Origin of the sequence: Aquabacter sp. L1I39, assembly GCF_017742835.1 — a bacterium.
GTDB lineage: Bacteria > Pseudomonadota > Alphaproteobacteria > Rhizobiales > Xanthobacteraceae > L1I39.
In genome coordinates this window covers 4764487-4780278 of the sequence record NZ_CP072392.1, presented here as the reverse complement: position 1 = coordinate 4780278, position 15792 = coordinate 4764487, and the positions used below count along the sequence as shown (strand labels likewise).

Sequence of the window (15792 nt, the reverse complement as noted above, 5' to 3'; positions counted from 1 at the left end):
CCGCTCACGGCTGCGTGCGCGTCTCGCGCTGCCGGGCATGAGCGGTGGCGTTGCGGGACACGGTCGCCTATTCTGCGGCCGTCTCCGCGGGGTGAGACGGGTGATGAGCTCCGGATCGATGCAGAACGGCAGGCGCGAGGAGGCGCGCGCGGATCGCTGGCGACCGATCGCTCTGGGAGCGTGCGCCGCTCTGCCTCTTGTGCTGTTCGGCCTCACCGCCTGGTGGGACTATTCCCGGGAAATGCGCGCCGCGCGCGCCGAGGTGCTGGCGGGCGCCTATGTCATGGCCGAGCAGGCGGACGCCGTCTTCTCCTCCATTGAACTGGCCCTGGAGCAGATCGACTGCGCCATTGCCGAGCGCCCGGTGAGTGAGCTGCGCGACGACAAGGGCACGCACAAGCTGCTGGCCGACATGCAGCGACGCTTTCCCTATATGGATTCGGTCTTCCTGGTGGATGCCGACGGCTATGTGGCGTCGTCCAGCCGGTCCTTCCCCATTCCGCCCTATGATGCCCGCACGCGGGAATATTACACCGCAGGGAAGGCGGGGCAGGAGGGGCTGCATTTCTCGCTGCCCTATCGCGGGCCGTTCACCCGCTCGGTCTCGTTCGCTGCGAGCCGGCCCGTGTCCCGCGGCGGCGCCTTTGCCGGTGTGCTGGCGGTGACCATTTTCCCCGAATATTTTCATACCCTGTATCGCAATGCCGCCATGTCCGGCACCAATGTCACGGCCGCCCTGGTGCGGCCGGACGGCACCGCCATCTTCCGTTCGCCCGATGGGCGCACCGCCGGGGAGAGCCCGGTGCCTGTCCCCGGTCTTGCCGCCATGCTGCGGAACCATGACTCGGGCATCCTGTCCGACTATGTCTTTCCCGACCGCTCGCGCGGTATGGCCGCCTTCCGCACCTTGCCCCATGCGGGCCTCGCTATGCTCTATGCCGTCAGCGAGGCCGACGTCCTGGACGAATGGTATCGCCGCACGACCGGCTACGGACTTGCCGCCCTGGGGAGCAGCCTCGCCGTCGTGACCGCCTTCAGCCTTGCGGGGCGCCGCCGTCGGGACCTGGAGGAGGAGTTCGCCTGGCAGGCCGCCGAAGCCGGGCCCGCCGAAAGCCTGGTGGCGGCCGAGCGCCTGCCGAGCGTGGGGCTGCGGGGTCTCGACACCATTCTGTCCCTGGTGCTGAACGCGCTGGCGGTGAGCCGCCGCCATGCCACCGAGGGGCCGGGGCCGGACCTCGGCGATACGCTGGAGGGCGCGTCCCACGGCGTGGAAGTGGCGCAGCGGCTCGTCTCTGCCCTGCGCAGCCGCGGCGGGCAAGCGCGCATCGTGAACATGGCGGTGGCGCTGGAGGATCTGCGCAAGCTGCTGCTCGGGGCTGTCTGGCCGCGCCTGTTTGTCTCCCTTCCACCCAGCGAGCCGCTGCTGGACGTGTTCGTGGACCCCGAGCGCCTGGACGTCGCCCTCGTGGACCTTGTGCTCGGCCTCAGGGAAATGGGACCCTCCGGCTCGCGGCTCGTGGCGAGCCCCGACCGCCGCCAGGTGCGCGCCGGCACCGAGGCGCCCGTGCCGCTCGGGGATTATGTGCGGGTGGAATTCCGCCTCACCGGGGAGGATGGCACCGTGCGGGATGCCAGCATGCGCAGCGAGACCCGCCTGCGGCTGGTTGAGAATTTCGCCGAGGCCAGCGACGGCGCGCTGCAGGTGCGCACCCCCGACCCGCAGACGGTTGTGGCGGTGCTGTGGCTGCCTGCCGCTTTGGTCCGGCGCGATCCCAGCAAGACGTGAGGCCGCAGGGCAGGGACGAAATCCGGATGAGTCACGACCACGCACACCGTGCAGGCAGCCTCCTGGCTGTGCTGCTCGCTGCCGCTTTCATGGGCCCGGCAGAGGCTGCCAACCGCCCGAAATGCCTGGAAGGGGCGGGGTTCAAGGTGGCCTATCGGGAGCGGACGCAGTCGGTCGGCTCCGACATCGTCGTCCATTCCGGCCCCTCCGCCACCTGCACCCTGAAGACGGCAGGCGGCTTCAGGGTGGGCGGGGCCGATGATGCCTTCTATGTGAAGGGGCTGGCTGGCGCCGTGCTGGTGCTGGACGCGGGCACGGGCCCCGATCGGCAAGTGCGTCTTTATGACCTCGCCACCCGACGCACCCTTCTCACCAGCGACTATGACGACGACCAGCCCCTGACCATCACGCCCCAATCCGTCACGTTCTGGGAAGTGGGCGGTACTGCGGACGCAAGCAATTGCAAGGATTTCGCCAGCATCACCGCCAATGGCCTGGCGCCGGCGCTCGCCCGTCAGGTGACGGTACGCCTGCCGGGCCTCGCGCGCAGCGCCAGCGGGCCGGAGCGCTGCATCGCCCGCCAGTGAGGCTCAGGCGCCCTCAGCGCTCGGTCAGGAAGGTCAGCAGCACCGTGTCGCCCTCGCCTGTCAGGCAGAGGAAGCGGTGCACCTTGTCGCTGCGGTCGCGCTGGATATAGGCCTCACCCATCAGCACATTGCGGATCTTGGTGTTGCCCACGGCAAGGTCGGCCTCGGCGATGGTCAGGCCGTCCATGTCGATGAAGATGTCCTCGATGGAGGGGGAGCGCTGCTTCAGAATGGTGAGCGCCCGGTCCTTGCAGGCCAGCGCCAGGTCCGTCTCCTTCACCCCGGCCGCTGGGCCGGCCGGCACCGGCGGCTCGGTCTTGACGGTGGGGGTGCTGGATTTGGGCGCCGCGCCTGGGGCGGCAGGCGCGGCGGGCGGCAGCGGGACGGGGGCGGTGGTGGTCTGGGCCGTCTGAGGGCTGGACGCTGCATGCGCCGGCAGGGCCGCCACCGGCCCCCCGAGAAGAAGGGCGCAGGCAAGGCCAGAGGCGAGAGGGCGGATCACGGCGCGAGCGGGCATGGCGATCTCCGGTCGTTGGTCATGATTGCAACGCCCGAGCCTGCCCTTTTGTGCCCGTACCCTGGATCGGTCGAAGCGGCGGCCCGGCGGGCCGCCGTTGCGACGGGCGATCAGTCCTCGCCCCGATCCTCGCTGTCGGTCTCCTCCTCCTCCTCGTCCTCCTCATCCGAAGCGGCGATGAGGCGGTCGAGGCAGGCCATGAGATCGTCGCCGATGGCTTCCACATCCTCGGGGCTGAGGTCGGGATCACAAGGCAGCACAAAACGCTGGTCGCCCTCGTCGGTGCTCACGTCGAGGATGAGCGCGCTCGGCAGGCCTTCTGGATGCAGGAAGTTGACCCTAAGGCCGGTGAGGATGGAGGCGAGGATGTCGTCGGCCATGGCAGGCTCCGGTGGGGTGAAGGGGGGCGGCGTCAGCCGCGCAGGGTGGAAATCAGGCGGTCACCGTAAAGCATCACGAGCACGCCTCCCATCACCAAGCCCGCGCCGATGGCGCGGGCCAGCGTGATCTTGCGCTCCAGCAGGCCCAGCAGGCCGAAATGATCGATCGTGAGCGAACAGGCGATCTGGCCGGCAATCACCAGTGCCAGCAGGCCGGCAAGCCCGATGCGCGGCACAAGGAACACCGATCCCAGCAGATAGGCCGCCCCCAGAAGGCCACCGGACAGCTTCCAGAGCGGCTGGCGCGGCAGCGCCGCCACCGCCGCCGGCAGGCCGCCGCCGAACAGCGCGATGGCGAGCAGAAAGGCCGATCCCACCAGGAACGAGACCAGCGCCGCCATCAGCGGCCCGCCGCCCAGGGAGAGGGCGAGCTGGTTGTTCACGGGCGCCTGGATGGCGATGCACGCGCCGATGGCGAAGGCCAGGGCCGGATAAAGGAAAGTCATGACGGGTCTTGCGGTGGGAACGCTGCGATCGCCCTTCCTAGCACCGATCCGCGCCCGCGCATCCTTTGCGTGTGCTCCCCGAACGCGCCCGGGTGCGACGGGTCAGCGCGTGATGACTTCCACTTCCTGGTCCTTGCCGGCTTCCACCTTGAACTCGCGGCTGATGGTTCGCCCGTCCTTGCGGGCGAAGGCCACATAGTCGCCCTCCGTCAGGACGAAGACCGGGAAGGCACCGATGGATTCCTTGATGGTGTCGCCGCCGGGCGTGGTCACGGTCCATTGCGTGTCGGGCAAGGCATCGCCGCCCTTCTGCGACACCAGCTTCAAGGTCACCTGGGCAGCCCGGTGATGGACGGTGGCATCGGTCAGCTTGCCGGCCTGGACGGTCACGTCCGCCCGCACCACCGCATTGGCGTCCCCATAGGTGGAGACCACGTGATAGGTGCCCTCCGGCAGCAGCACCACCTCGCCGGCATTGGCGCCGCGATAATAAGGCTGGCTGGAGGCGCGCCCCTGAAGGAACGAGCCCTCATAAATGTCGAAGGCCACCTTCTGTCCGGGAATGGGCTTGTCGTCCACATCAGCCTGGAGGCGCAGGCCTCCGGCGGGCAGGTTGAACGCCTCGCGCCGCGAGACCGAGCCCACCTGCACGCGTTGCGCGCTCACCGCTAGCCCATAGCTCACGTGGAAGATGTAGCCGCCGGGATCGAGGAAGAAGACCGGATAGGGGTCTGAACTCTCCGCCACCAGCGGGAAGGCGCCGGAGGCTTCCGGCGTGTCGGCGAAGACCCGCCATTGCACGCCGCGCGGAATGGGTGGCCCGTCCGCGCCGAAGCGGGCGAAGGCGCCGAGCGCCACCTTGCCGGCGGGGGGCTGGGGCAGGGTGGCGTGGGGTTCGTTGCGCTGGCCCTGGGTGGTGCGGGCCGGGGGGAGCCCGAAACTGCCGCCGGGCGCCACCGGGGGCGGGGGCGCGGGATTGAAGCGCTCGGCGGGAATGCCCGCGGGCGGGCCCAGGAAAGGCATGATCTGCGCCGCCGCCGCGCCCGGCGCCAGGGTGGCCATGAGGCAGGCGATCGCGGTCAGGCCCCGGCGCGCGGCGCGCACGGCATGGTCGAGACGAAGCATGGGAGGTGACGTGCCCCGAAACCGTGACGGATTCAAGTCGAACCCGCGGGTGCCGCTGGGGGAGGCTTGCCACAGTCGTCTTTGGCCCGTCGGACGGGCGTGGTAGAGGAGGCCGGCATTGTTCGCGAAGGTTGCCGTCATGACCGATACCATTGCCCTGCTGCTGGCCCGCCGTTCCACCCGGATCCTCGATCTGGCCGAGCCGGGTCCGTCCGCGCAGGAACTGGAGACGATCCTGACCATCGGCGCCCGCGTGCCCGACCATGGCAAGCTCGCCCCCTGGCGCTTCATCCTCTTCGAGGGCGAAGGGCGGGAGCGGGCGGGAGAGGCCTTGGCGCAGGTGCTCGCGCAGACCGATCCGGCTGCCGCCCCGCGCCGACAGGAGGAAGAGCGCGGCCGCTTCCTGCGCGCACCGCTGGTGATCGCGGTGGTGTCGCGGGCGGCGCCCCATGTGAAGATTCCCGAATGGGAGCAGGTGCTCTCCGCCGCGGCCTCGGCGCAGAACATGGTGATCGCGGCGACCGCGCTGGGCTATGGCGTCAATTGGGTGACGGAGTGGCCGAGCTACGAGCCCAAGGCCCGCGCGGCTCTGGGCCTTGAGCCGTTCGAGCGCATTGCCGGCTTCCTCTATGTGGGCACGGCCACCCAGAAGCTGGAGGATCGCCCGCGCCCGGCCCTTGCGGAGATCGTCACGCGCTTCTGAGCGGCGGGGAGGAAGCCATGGCTGCTGCCGACCGGCCGCGGGGCGAGATCGCCAAGCAATTGCTGCTGGCCGCGTTGGGCGTGGCGCGGGGGGAAAACCCCATTCGCCGCATCCGCAAGGCGCTGCGCCTCCTGTCGGCGCCCCCCACCGCATTGGCGCGGCCCGACCGGGACCTCTTGGATGTGGGCTTCCGCGCGGTGCGCCTGCCTTCCCTCGCGCAGTCGCCGGGGCCCACCTGCCTGTTCGTCGCCTTCGCGCCGGACGGTCGCATCTGGCACCACACGCTGCGTTATTGCGCCGATCTGCGGCGCCTGGGGCTGAAGGTGGTGCTCATCGCGGTCACTGACCGGCCCGATTTGCAATGCCGCGATCCCGGGCCGGAGGTGGCGGATGCGCTCGTGGTGCGGGAGAATCACGGCTACGACTTTGCCGCCTGGGCGGCCACCTTGCGCTACATGCCGGAACTGCTGGAGGCGCCGGAACTGTGGTTCGCCAACGACAGCGTCTATCACGCGACCGGCGCCCTGGACGGCATCGTCGCCCGCATCCGGTCCGGCACCGCCGACGCCTTCGCTTTGACCGAGAGCCTGGAAATCCAGCCCCATTTCCAGAGTTATTTCTTCGTCCTGCGCGCCTCTGCCCTGGCCGCGCCGGCGGTGCGGGGCTTCTGGTCGGCCATCGCCTCGCGCGGCGACAAGAACGAGATCATCAAGGACTATGAGGTGGGCCAGCGCGCCGTGCTGGAAGGGGCGGGGCTGACGGTGGACATCCTGTTCAAGGACGAGGGTGCGCACCGCAACCAGCTTCAGCTGGGCTGGCGCGACCTCATCGCAGCCGGCTTCCCTTTCGTGAAGGTGGAACTGCTGCGCGACAATCCCTATGGCGCGGACCTTGCCGGTTGGCGCGAGGTCCTGGCCGGCGCTGGCTTCGATGTACCGGAGATCGCCTTCCATCTGGGCGCCCGTCCGGATGGGGCGGCGGGGCTGCTGGAACTGACATAGGCGGGTCTGCTCACATGCCCGAGGGCTGGCCCTTGCAGGGCAAGGAGCGCTCGGTGGGCATATAGAGCACGATGTCGGGCTTGAAGCGGTCGATGGCATCCGCCTCGAACTTGCATGAGGAATGATGCATCCAGCCGAAGCGGCTGGTGCGGGCGGCCAGCAGGCGCGGCCAGAAATTCTGGGTGAAGCTGTCGCCGATCACCAGGATGGACGGCCCGGAATGGCCGGTGGCATAGGCATAGGGCTGGAAGGGATCAGTGTCCGGCCGTTCCGGCACCAGCCCCTTGAGCGGCGTCAGGCCGGGCGGCGTGTTCAGTCGCTCGTCATAATCCCGGTCGCCGGTGGGATCGGATTCGCCCAGGATGCGGGAGAGATCCCCCGTCGCCACGGGGACAAGGGGGCCATTGGCTTCGTCCAGGGGGATGGCGAGGTCGGGCCGTCCGGCTGCTTCCATCACCGCATTGAAGGTGAGCACCGCGCCGAGCCGCGTCCAGTGGGTGTCGGTGCGGCGATAGATCTGCCCGCCCGCAGTGCGCGCAGCCTCCAGGATGGGGCGCAGGTCCACATAGGTCACGCCTTTCTGGGGCAGGCGCTCGGACACGATATCGAGCTCGGTGGGATGGCGCATCTGCGCCTTCGCCCAGGCCGGCAGGCGGCCGGGCAGCATGGTGGCGCCATTGGGCGGCACCGCCACCACCAGCTTGATGCCCTTGGCCTTCAGACGCTCATCAAGCCGCGTGACAACGTCGATGAGGTCGGCGATGGGCTTGGCCCGCACCAGCAGACCCAGCGACTGCTCCAAGGTTTGATCGCCGGTATAGTAAAGCTGCCCGCCATCCCCCACGAGAACCGGGCGGGAGCGCGTGGAATGGGTGGCGCGTGCATAGGAGGCATTGGCGGCCATCACCACGCCGCGAAAGCCGAAATGGGCGTTGATGAAAGGGTCAAGCCCTTGAGTGGCGCGGATCCACCACTTCTCCTCCACCTTGGTCACCGGCCGCACGGGGCCGGGCAGGTCCGGCAGGAACAGGCCGAGGGTCGGCAAAGCGAGGATCGCCGCGAACAGCGCCAGCCACCAGCGTCGATAGGCGAGGAGCAGGGGCATGGCTCAGAACCGGAAATACAGGAAGGGGCTGTAATTGGCTGCCCCCACCGTGATGAACGACAAGGCGAACAGGGCGAAGATGACGAGCGTGTCCACCAGCCCATAGACCGCCACCCGCGCGCGCGGCGAGAGCGGGCCGCCCTTCATCATCGGCAGGCCCCACATGGAGAGCGGCCAGGCCAGGATGAAGATGACGAGGGTCGTCGGCTGGAGCGCCCCGCGCATGGCGGCATCGAGCCCGCCCCAGCCATTCAGACCGGCAAGGCCAGCGAACATGTCCAGGGCATGGGGCAGGGACAAGGCGCGGAACCAGACCCAGCCGGTGAGCGCCACCAGCAGCACATAGGCATGGGCGAGGATGCGCGGTGCCTGCTTCAGGGCACGGCCGAAAGGGGTGCGCTCCAGCACCAGGAAGGCGCCGTGATGGGCGCCCCAGATCACGAAGGTCCAGCTCGCCCCGTGCCACAGGCCGCACAGGAGGAAGACGGTCCATAGATTGAGGGCGGTGTGCAGGTGGCCGCGCCGGTTTCCGCCCAGCGGAATATAGACATAGTCGCGGAACCAGCTGGACAGGCTCATGTGCCACTTGCGCCAGAAGTCCGTGATGGAGCGCGCGCCATAGGGCAGGTTGAAATTGCGCGGGAAGCGCAGGCCCATGGCGAGCGCGAGGCCGATGGCCATGTTGGAATAGCCGCCGAAATCGAAATAGATCTGCAGCGCGTAAGCCGCAACCCCGAGCCAGGCGGTGACGAAATTGGGATTGGTGGTCTGGTCGAAGGCGATGGCGGCCAGCGGGGCCACCTCGTCGGCGATCAGCACCTTCCAGGACAGGCCGATGACGAAGATGCGCAAGCCCGCCGCCACCCGCCCGGGCGTGGTGCGCCGGTCGCCGATGAAATGGGCGATGGTGGAGTAGCGCACGATTGGGCCGGCCACCAATTGCGGGAACATGGTGATGTAGACCGCAATCTCCTCGAACCGATTGTTGGCCCAGGCTTTTCCGCGATAGATGTCGACCAGGTAGGAAATGGCGTGGAAGGTGAAGAAGGAGATGCCGAGGGGCAGCTCCGTATGGATCACCGGCAGCGCGAGCCCCGTGGGCTCCAAGAGAACGTTGATGTTCTCCGCCAGGAAGCCGGCATATTTGAAGAAGACGAGGCCAGCGAGATTGAGCGCCACCGCCACCGCCAGCAAGGGTAGGCGCCGCAGCGGCGGCCGCGCCCCGATGAGCAAAGCGAACAGGTAGTTGCCCACCATGGAGACGGCGAGCACCAGAAGGTTGGCAATCCCGCCCCAGGAATAGAAGACGAGAGAGAAGACCAGCAGGATGAAATTGCGCGCCCTCAGGCCCGGAACCGCGAAATAGCAGACCAGGAAGGCGGGCAGGAAATAATAGAGGAAGGTGACGGACGAGAAGACCATGGGGCAGGGACCGGGCGCGGCGTCGTCTAGAAGACGAACTGCTCGCGCAGGATGCGCTCTTCCAGCCCGTGATCGGGATCGAACAGCATGTCAATGCGCGAGCGGGTGTCGAGCCGTGCGGTGACGGCCACCACGTTGCGCACCTCGAAATGATCGGCCACCGCGCTCACGGGGCGCTTGTCCGCCTCCAGCACCGCGATGTCGATGCGGGCCTTGTCCGGGATCAGCGCGCCGCGCCACCGGCGCGGGCGGAAGGGCGAGATGGGGGTGAGCGCCAGGAGCGCCGTGCCCAGCGGCAGGATGGGGCCGTGGGCGGACAGGTTGTAGGCGGTGGACCCGGCGGGGGTGGCCACGATCACGCCGTCGCAGATCAATTCTTCCAGCCGCACCCGCCCGTCGATGGAAATGCGCAGCTTGGAGGCCTGGTAGGTCTGGCGGAACAGGGCCACCTCATTGATGGCCGGGGCCTTGTGGCGGATGCCCGCCTGGTCCACCGCCTCCATGATCAGGGGATGGATCACCACATGCTGGGCCGCCGCGAGGCGCTCCCGCAGGTTATCCTCCTGGTAGGTGTTGAGCAGGAAGCCCACCGAGCCGCGATGCATGCCATAGATGGGAATGCCCCGATCGCGGGCGCCATGCAGGGTCTGGAGCATCAGCCCGTCGCCTCCCAGCGCCACGATCACGTGCGCCTGGTCCAGCGGCACGCAGCCATAGCGGGCGATCAGGCGCTCGCGTGCGGACTCGGCTTCCGGTGTGCGGGCGGCCACGAAGGCGATCTTGGAGACATGCGACAGGGGGGTGTTCATCAGGACGGTCGCGCCCGCAGGTCCTTTCGGTGCGCCCCGTACAGACGCCCCGTCTTCGTAGCGGGCCGCGCGAGCCTTGTCGAGGCGCCGCGCCCAAGCCATTCTTCCCCGCCGCCGGCCGGCGTGCGAGGGGGAGGCAGGGGGGCGCCGATGGACCTGAAGATCGTCTATTCCACCTTCCCTTCCGTCGCCACGGCCGAGGCGGCTGCCCGGCACCTGGTGGCGCAGCGCCTCGCCGCGTGCGGCAACATCCTGCCGGGGCTGATCTCCTTCTATGAATGGGAGGGCGCGTTGGAACGGGCCGAGGAGGTGGTGCTCCTCCTGAAGACCCGCGCCGGCCAGCTGGCGCCACTGATGGACGCCTTGCGTGCGCTCCATCCCTACGAGGTGCCGGCCATCCTTTCGCTTGACGTGGAGGCGGCGGATGCGCCCTTCGCCGGTTGGGTGCGGGCGCAAACGGTAGATGCGGCAAAAGATTAGAGGTTGCCGCCGGCCCCCTCCTGAGGTGTCCTAGCGGCAGGTCGAGCCAGAAAAGAGGTGGGGAAGGGATGACGCAGCGGGACAAGGCGTGGCGGGCGCGCAAGGCGAGGCAGGCGGGCGCGGGGCGCCGGCGACTTTCGAAAGCCGCATTGGGCGCGCTTCTCATCCTTGGCGCGGGCACGTCTGCGGCGCGGGCGCAGTCGCAGTGGGATGCCATCATCTCCAACAGCTACTGGTATGTGCCTGTCCCCAACATGCTGGCCTATGGCACGTCCGGCACCTCGTTCGCCAACCCGTTCGCGGTGGGGGACCAGACGCTTTGGGCGCTGGGCACCTCTACCAATGGCGTTTTCACGGGCAGCAGCTCCGCCACGCTTGCCGTCGGGCCGTTCGTGACGCCGTCTTCCATGACCATCCAGGGAACGGTCACCGATTCCGGCCAGATCACCATGCTGTTCAATAACGGCGCGGGCCTCACCACGGTGGGCCTCGGGGTCATGCAGCAGGAGGGCGGCGTGACCACCATGGAAATGCAGATGATCACCGGGGACACCATGATGGTGACCCACTGGGCCTATATGACGCCCTATGATCCCGCCAGCTTCACACCGCCGGCGGCGCAGGTGGTGCCGGCTGTCGCCTCGCCCCAGTGGGCGTGGACCCAGGGCACGCCTTGGCGCCTGGTGAGCCCGAGCCTGCTCGGGACCACGGCAGCGGCGAACATCGTCATCACCCATTATTCGGGCGGCTATTTTTGGGGAAAGGGCGTGGCGCCCGGCGGCGGCACCTTCACCTTCATCGGCTCCATGACCCCGCAGGGCAAGGTGCTGCTGTCCACCGTGCCAACCTCGAACCCGGTGATCACCAACCTCTATGGCGAGATCGAAGGCGATTCGCTCTCCGCCCAGATGCAGCTTGGCGTCTATGATTCCAGCGGCACCTATACGGGCCAGGCGGCCCTCGTCACCTTGGTCCAGCCCTATGTGACCACGGCCGCGGTGCTGAATCCTGCGGCAACCGGCGCAGCTTTGGCGCTCTATCGGGTGGCGGGCACGGCGGACGGGCTCGTGGGCCCTCTGGCTCCCGCCATCTCCATCCTCAACGCCCTGGAGGGGCAGGCCTTGGCGACGGCTCTGGGCCAGACCTTGCCGGCGCTCGCCGGCAATGCCTCCCGCGCCACCTACGACACCCAGCGCCCGCTCCAGCAGATCGTCGCCAATCGGATCGCCATGCGGACGGACGTGCCCTCCGGCAAGGCCGGCTGGGCGCAGCCCTTCGGGGCGCTCGCCAGTCAGGCCACCCAGGCGGGCTATTCCGGTTACACGGCCTCGGGCGGGGGCTTCGTGGCCGGGGTGGATGGCGCCCTGAACGACCAGGTGACGCTGGGCGGCTGGTTTGCCTATTCTTATGCTGGCCTCACGGGGAATGCGGTGGGCGCGCCCAGTTCCCTCGATGTGTCCAGCTATGCGCTGGGCCTTTATGGCAGCACCCGCCTCGCGCCCGGCTTGTCCTTGGACCTCACCCTCGACGGCGCCTTCAACGACAGCTCCGAGAGCCGCTATGTGGGCCTCGCGCCGGGCACGGCCAGCGCGGATTATACGGGCACCACTTTCCATGCAGGCGCAGGGCTGCGGCAGGACATCCAGGTTTCGCCGGGCCTGCGCCTGACGCCCACGGTGCGGCTCGACTATGCCACCGTCCATTCGCCGGCCTATGTGGAAAGCGGCGCCGGGGCACTCAGCCTCTCGGTGGCAGCGCAGACCTACCAGGAACTGATGGTCACGGCGGGTCTGCGCGCGGATTATCGCCTCTCCGAGCCATTGCGCCTCACTGGCTATGCGGGGGTCGGCTACAACATGCTGGATACGCAGACGCAGGTGAGCGCGTCTTTCCTCGGCGGGGGGCCGAGCTTCACCACTTATGGGGCGGATCTCTCACCCTGGCTGTTCTCGGGCGGCATCGGCCTTTTGGGAACGCGCCTTTTGGGAACGGGCATGGGGGGGCTCGATCTCGGCCTGAATTACGACCTGCAGGCGAGCCCGTCCGGCTTCGTCAACCAGACGGGCTCGCTCAGCCTCAAGCTCAAACTTTAGGGGCTTCTCAGAGCACAGGGCTCCAGGCGGCGGGCACGGAATCGAAGCGGGCGCCGTCCTTCTCCACATAGAGGGCGGCGGGGAAGGGGAAATGATAGCCGGCCACCAGCATCCGCTCGGCCGAGACCATGTCATAGACCTTGCGGCGGGTCTCCTGCGCCTTGGCGCCGTCCATGTCGAACATGACCTGCCAGGTGGGATTGCGCAGGAACAGAGCGGGGATGTTGGTCACGTCCGACTGCACGAACAGCCGCCCATTGCCCGAGGCGAGCTGGAACGAGGTGTGGCCCGGCGTGTGGCCGGGGGTGCCGACGCTGGTCAGGCCCGGCATGACCTCCTTGTCCCAGCCATATTTGTCCACCTTGCCGGCGAACGGGGTGAAGACCCGGCGCACATTCTGGAACGCGCCCTTGAGGCCGTCCGGCGCGCGGCCCATCTGGCCGTCATCCATCCAGAAGGCCCATTCGGCTTCCGGAACCAGCACCTGGGCGTTGGGATAGGTGGGGGTGCCCTGGGCGTTCAGGAGGCCATTGATGTGGTCGCCATGGAAATGGGAGATCACCACCGCGTCGATGGACTTGGGGTCGATGCCCAGCGCGGTGAGCGTGCCGCCGAGTAGCCCCACCGTGCCCTGGGCCGGGCCGTTGCCGCTGTCGATGAGATAGAGCTTGGAGCCCGTATTCACCAGCAGCACCGTGAAGGGAATGGTGACCTGGTTTTCCGGCAGATAGGCGGCGCGCAGCGCCTCGTTCACCTTGTCGCGCGGCTCGTTGCGCACGAACGTGTCCGACAGGGGCATGGTGCGGGCGCCGTCGCTGATGGCCGTCACCTCGATGTCGCCCACCTTGTAGCGATAGGCGCTCGGCCACTGGGTGCTGGCCTGGGGGGCGGCGGCGAAGGCGGAAAAGGCAGATAAGGCGCCAGTGGTGAGGCCGGCGGCGCCGGCCGCGGCGGCGGCCAGTACGGAGCGGCGGGACAGGAGGGTCATGGTCGTCTCCCTGAAGCGCGATCCACGCAGCGGGATCGCGGGAGCGATCCAAGAGGCGCTGCTGGTCCGCGTCTGTTCCAAGACTGAGAAGGCGCGCGCCAACCTTGGTCCAGGGATGCGCGCCATCAGAGGCGGGGGAGACTAGAATGGAGGATCGGGCGCGGTCGATATCGTTGGGGAATGTTGCCGCTCACGTTTGAGCGAGCGGCAAGGTGGCGGCGGGAGAGGCCGCAAAAGGGGGCGGCTGGGCGCCCCGAAAGGTGCGGGTTCAGCGCACCGGCGGGGCGTACTGGATGCCGCCGGCGCTCCAGAGCTGGTTCAGGCCGCGGGGAATTCCGAGCTTGGAATCGCCACCCACATTGCGCTCGAACACCTGGCCATAATTGCCCACCGCATTGACGATGCGCACCACGAAGTCCTTGGTCAGGCCGATCTGCTCGCCATAATTGCCGTCATTGCCCACAAGGCGGCGCACATCCGGCTTCTGGGACTTGAGCGCCTCGTCGATATTGCCGGAATTCACGCCCAGTTCCTCGGCGTCCAGCATCGCGAAGTGGGTCCACTTGACCACGTTGAACCACTGGTCATCGCCCTGGCGCACCACGGGGCCCAGCGGCTCCTTGGAGATGACGTCGGGAAGGACGATGTGGCCGGCGGGCTTCTTGGTCACGAGGCGCAGCGCGAACAATTGCGACACGTCGGTGGACAGCGTGTTGCAGCGGCCGTCCTCATAGGCCTTCACCATCTCGTCCGAATTGGGGACGGTGACCAGCTCCAGCTTCATGTTGTTGGTCTTGAAGTAGTCTTCCGTGTAGCCGGCGGCGGTGGTGCCGCTCTGCACGCACACCTTCGAGCCGTCCAGCTCCAGGGCCGAATTGATGTTGCGCGAGGCCGGAACCATGAAGCCCTGGCCGTCATAATAGGTGATGGCGCCGAACAGGAGGTTCAGCTTGCCTTCGCGCTCCAGCGTCCAGGTGGAGTTGCGCGACAGCAGGTCCACCGCGCCGGACTGGAGGGCGGTGAAGCGCTCGTCGGCGCTCAGCGGCACATATTTGACCTTGTTGGGGTCGTTCAGCACCGCCGCCGCCACCGCGCGGCAGAAGTCCACGTCGAAGCCGGTCCACTTGCCGGAGGCATCGGGACTGGAGAAGCCGGTCAGGCCGCGGCTCACGCCGCAGACCAGCTCGCCGCGATCCTTGACCGCCTTGAGGGTCTGGGCGTCGGCGGCTTGCGCGCCGAGCACCACGGCCGCTCCGGCCAGCAGGGTCAGGAGGGTCTTCATGAAAACCGCCTCTTGGAACGGGAGAAGGGGATAGGGGATACGCGAACGTGGGAAACGCGAGGGCGATCAGGCGGGGACGCTATGGCGCGGCGCGCTCTTGCGCCGGAGACGGCGCGAGCGGCCCCGCACGTCCCCCGTCGCCGGGGAGGCGAGGGCGAGACGCCCGCGCCGGGCATGGGCCGCGCCCGCTTGTGCGGGAGCGGCGGGGAAAGCTCAGAGCGAGACGGCCTGGCGCACGATCACCTTCGTGCCCACGGGGACGCGGCTGTAAAGGTCGATGATCTCGCTGTTGACCAGCCGGAAGCAGCCGGACGACACCGCATAGCCGATGGTCTGGGGCTGGTTGGTGCCGTGGATGCGGTAGACCGTGCCGCCCAGATAGAGCGCGCGGGCGCCCATGGGGTTGCCCGGCCCGCCAGCCATGAAGCGCGGCAGATAGGGCTGGCGCTGGATCATCTCCGCGGGCGGGGTCCAGTCCGGCCACTCGGCCTTGCGCACCACGGTCACGAGGCCCTGCCAGGTGAAGCCGTCACGGCCGACACCGATGCCGTAGCGCAGCGCACGGTTGTTGCCTTCCACCAGATAGAGGAAGCGGTCATTGGTGGAGATGATGATGGTCCCCGCCGGCTCCGTTGTACGGAAATAGACCGGCTGGCGGCGATAGACGGGGTCGATCTCCACCTCGTCATCGGCCGGCGCCACGACGCCGGGCTGGTCGCCAATATCCATGGTGCGGCCCTGGATGGCACCGGGAGGGACGGGCGTGGACTGAGCCATCGCCATTGTCCCGAAAGCGAGGGCACCGACCTGAAGCAGAGCGGTCAGCGCCAGGGTCTTGAAGGTAACGGGCATCGTGCCGGCCTCTTTGCTTTGCGCCCCCAAAGTGGCGCCGGCTGCAGTCTGGCTCAAGACGGTTAACGAAGCACGGCGCTGTAACGTCGCCATGGCACGCCACCGCCGGAGACCCGTGCCGGCCGGTACCTCTTCTGCGCGCCGCCTCCCGACGGC

General features: G+C 68.1%; 16 protein-coding genes. 6 read left to right on the top strand and 10 right to left on the bottom strand.

Translation table 11 applies throughout. The features are described from left to right. The first annotated feature begins 103 nt into the window (after positions 1-103). Together J5J86_RS21630 and J5J86_RS21625 are read left to right on the top strand one after the other, a co-directional pair. On the top strand, positions 104-1786 hold the full coding sequence (locus tag J5J86_RS21630) for a cache domain-containing protein (RefSeq protein WP_209102006.1): 1683 nt from the start codon (positions 104-106) through the stop codon (positions 1784-1786). Between the two features lie 26 nt (positions 1787-1812). Next, positions 1813-2373 (top strand): hypothetical protein, encoded by a 561-nt coding sequence (locus tag J5J86_RS21625; RefSeq protein WP_209102004.1) that lies wholly within the window; start codon positions 1813-1815, stop codon positions 2371-2373. A gap of 13 nt (positions 2374-2386) precedes the next feature. On the opposite strand, the gene J5J86_RS21620 is transcribed toward J5J86_RS21625, so the two are convergent. From J5J86_RS21620 to J5J86_RS21605, 4 genes are all read right to left on the bottom strand, one after another. Then, complete coding sequence (locus tag J5J86_RS21620) at positions 2387-2890, bottom strand: hypothetical protein (protein WP_209102002.1); 504 nt, start codon at positions 2888-2890, stop codon at positions 2387-2389. A 110-nt stretch (positions 2891-3000) separates the two neighbouring features. After that, the gene (locus tag J5J86_RS21615; protein WP_209102001.1) at positions 3001-3270 is read right to left on the bottom strand and encodes a hypothetical protein; all 270 of its coding nucleotides are present in this window, start codon (positions 3268-3270) and stop codon (positions 3001-3003) included. A 32-nt stretch (positions 3271-3302) separates the two neighbouring features. Beyond that, positions 3303-3776 (bottom strand): DMT family transporter, encoded by a 474-nt coding sequence (locus tag J5J86_RS21610; RefSeq protein WP_209102000.1) that lies wholly within the window; start codon positions 3774-3776, stop codon positions 3303-3305. 102 nt (positions 3777-3878) lie between these two features. Then, entirely contained in the window at positions 3879-4901 is a 1023-nt protein-coding gene (locus J5J86_RS21605; RefSeq protein ID WP_209101999.1) for a hypothetical protein, read from the bottom strand. Between the two features lie 139 nt (positions 4902-5040). On the opposite strand from J5J86_RS21605, the gene J5J86_RS21600 reads away from it, so the two are divergent. Both J5J86_RS21600 and J5J86_RS21595 read left to right on the top strand, forming a co-directional pair. Next, positions 5041-5604, top strand: a complete 564-nt coding sequence (locus J5J86_RS21600) for a nitroreductase family protein (protein WP_209101997.1) — start codon at positions 5041-5043, stop codon at positions 5602-5604. A gap of 17 nt (positions 5605-5621) precedes the next feature. Further along, positions 5622-6605, top strand: coding sequence for a rhamnan synthesis F family protein (locus J5J86_RS21595; RefSeq protein ID WP_209101995.1), 984 nt, complete (start codon positions 5622-5624; stop codon positions 6603-6605). A 10-nt stretch (positions 6606-6615) separates the two neighbouring features. Here the strand turns inward: J5J86_RS21595 and J5J86_RS21590 are convergent, their stop codons facing one another. Genes J5J86_RS21590 through J5J86_RS21580 form a run of 3 tightly spaced genes read right to left on the bottom strand, consistent with a single transcriptional unit; the run spans position 6616 to position 9941 of the window. Continuing rightward, positions 6616-7710: an alginate O-acetyltransferase AlgX-related protein gene (locus tag J5J86_RS21590; RefSeq protein WP_209101993.1), complete on the bottom strand. Its 1095-nt coding sequence runs from the start codon at positions 7708-7710 to the stop codon at positions 6616-6618. Positions 7711-7713: 3 nt separating this feature from the next. Next, on the bottom strand, positions 7714-9132 hold the full coding sequence (locus J5J86_RS21585) for an MBOAT family O-acyltransferase (protein ID WP_209101991.1): 1419 nt from the start codon (positions 9130-9132) through the stop codon (positions 7714-7716). Between the two features lie 26 nt (positions 9133-9158). Then, positions 9159-9941, bottom strand: coding sequence for an NAD kinase (locus tag J5J86_RS21580; RefSeq protein ID WP_209101988.1), 783 nt, complete (start codon positions 9939-9941; stop codon positions 9159-9161). A gap of 150 nt (positions 9942-10091) precedes the next feature. On the opposite strand from J5J86_RS21580, the gene cutA reads away from it, so the two are divergent. Both cutA and J5J86_RS21570 read left to right on the top strand, forming a co-directional pair. Then, a complete protein-coding gene (cutA, locus tag J5J86_RS21575) occupies positions 10092-10421 on the top strand; it encodes a divalent-cation tolerance protein CutA (protein WP_209101987.1) in 330 nt (109 codons plus the stop codon). A gap of 68 nt (positions 10422-10489) precedes the next feature. After that, positions 10490-12514, top strand: a complete 2025-nt coding sequence (locus tag J5J86_RS21570) for an autotransporter family protein (protein ID WP_209101985.1) — start codon at positions 10490-10492, stop codon at positions 12512-12514. A 7-nt stretch (positions 12515-12521) separates the two neighbouring features. Here J5J86_RS21570 and J5J86_RS21565 read toward each other — a convergent pair whose 3' ends face one another. From J5J86_RS21565 to J5J86_RS21555, 3 genes are all read right to left on the bottom strand, one after another. Continuing rightward, positions 12522-13502, bottom strand: a complete 981-nt coding sequence (locus J5J86_RS21565) for an MBL fold metallo-hydrolase (protein ID WP_209101983.1) — start codon at positions 13500-13502, stop codon at positions 12522-12524. Positions 13503-13770: 268 nt separating this feature from the next. Continuing rightward, the gene (locus J5J86_RS21560; RefSeq protein WP_209101981.1) at positions 13771-14784 is read right to left on the bottom strand and encodes an amino acid ABC transporter substrate-binding protein; all 1014 of its coding nucleotides are present in this window, start codon (positions 14782-14784) and stop codon (positions 13771-13773) included. Between the two features lie 213 nt (positions 14785-14997). Continuing rightward, positions 14998-15567, bottom strand: a complete 570-nt coding sequence (locus J5J86_RS21555; RefSeq protein WP_209105493.1) for a L,D-transpeptidase — start codon at positions 15565-15567, stop codon at positions 14998-15000. Between the last annotated feature and the right edge of the window lie 225 nt (positions 15568-15792).

Bases quoted from the DNA above. Each gene is read 5' to 3' on its own strand.
- J5J86_RS21630 (WP_209102006.1), top strand. From the start codon at position 104: ATGAGCTCCGGATCGATGCAGAACGGCAGGCGCGAGGAGGCGCGCGCG.
- J5J86_RS21625 (WP_209102004.1), top strand. From the start codon at position 1,813: ATGAGTCACGACCACGCACACCGTGCAGGCAGCCTCCTGGCTGTGCTG.
- J5J86_RS21620 (WP_209102002.1), bottom strand. From the start codon at position 2,890: ATGCCCGCTCGCGCCGTGATCCGCCCTCTCGCCTCTGGCCTTGCCTGC.
- J5J86_RS21615 (WP_209102001.1), bottom strand. From the start codon at position 3,270: ATGGCCGACGACATCCTCGCCTCCATCCTCACCGGCCTTAGGGTCAAC.
- J5J86_RS21610 (WP_209102000.1), bottom strand. From the start codon at position 3,776: ATGACTTTCCTTTATCCGGCCCTGGCCTTCGCCATCGGCGCGTGCATC.
- J5J86_RS21605 (WP_209101999.1), bottom strand. From the start codon at position 4,901: ATGCTTCGTCTCGACCATGCCGTGCGCGCCGCGCGCCGGGGCCTGACC.
- J5J86_RS21600 (WP_209101997.1), top strand. From the start codon at position 5,041: ATGACCGATACCATTGCCCTGCTGCTGGCCCGCCGTTCCACCCGGATC.
- J5J86_RS21595 (WP_209101995.1), top strand. From the start codon at position 5,622: ATGGCTGCTGCCGACCGGCCGCGGGGCGAGATCGCCAAGCAATTGCTG.
- J5J86_RS21590 (WP_209101993.1), bottom strand. From the start codon at position 7,710: ATGCCCCTGCTCCTCGCCTATCGACGCTGGTGGCTGGCGCTGTTCGCG.
- J5J86_RS21585 (WP_209101991.1), bottom strand. From the start codon at position 9,132: ATGGTCTTCTCGTCCGTCACCTTCCTCTATTATTTCCTGCCCGCCTTC.
- J5J86_RS21580 (WP_209101988.1), bottom strand. From the start codon at position 9,941: ATGAACACCCCCCTGTCGCATGTCTCCAAGATCGCCTTCGTGGCCGCC.
- cutA (WP_209101987.1), top strand. From the start codon at position 10,092: ATGGACCTGAAGATCGTCTATTCCACCTTCCCTTCCGTCGCCACGGCC.
- J5J86_RS21570 (WP_209101985.1), top strand. From the start codon at position 10,490: ATGACGCAGCGGGACAAGGCGTGGCGGGCGCGCAAGGCGAGGCAGGCG.
- J5J86_RS21565 (WP_209101983.1), bottom strand. From the start codon at position 13,502: ATGACCCTCCTGTCCCGCCGCTCCGTACTGGCCGCCGCCGCGGCCGGC.
- J5J86_RS21560 (WP_209101981.1), bottom strand. From the start codon at position 14,784: ATGAAGACCCTCCTGACCCTGCTGGCCGGAGCGGCCGTGGTGCTCGGC.
- J5J86_RS21555 (WP_209105493.1), bottom strand. From the start codon at position 15,567: ATGGCGATGGCTCAGTCCACGCCCGTCCCTCCCGGTGCCATCCAGGGC.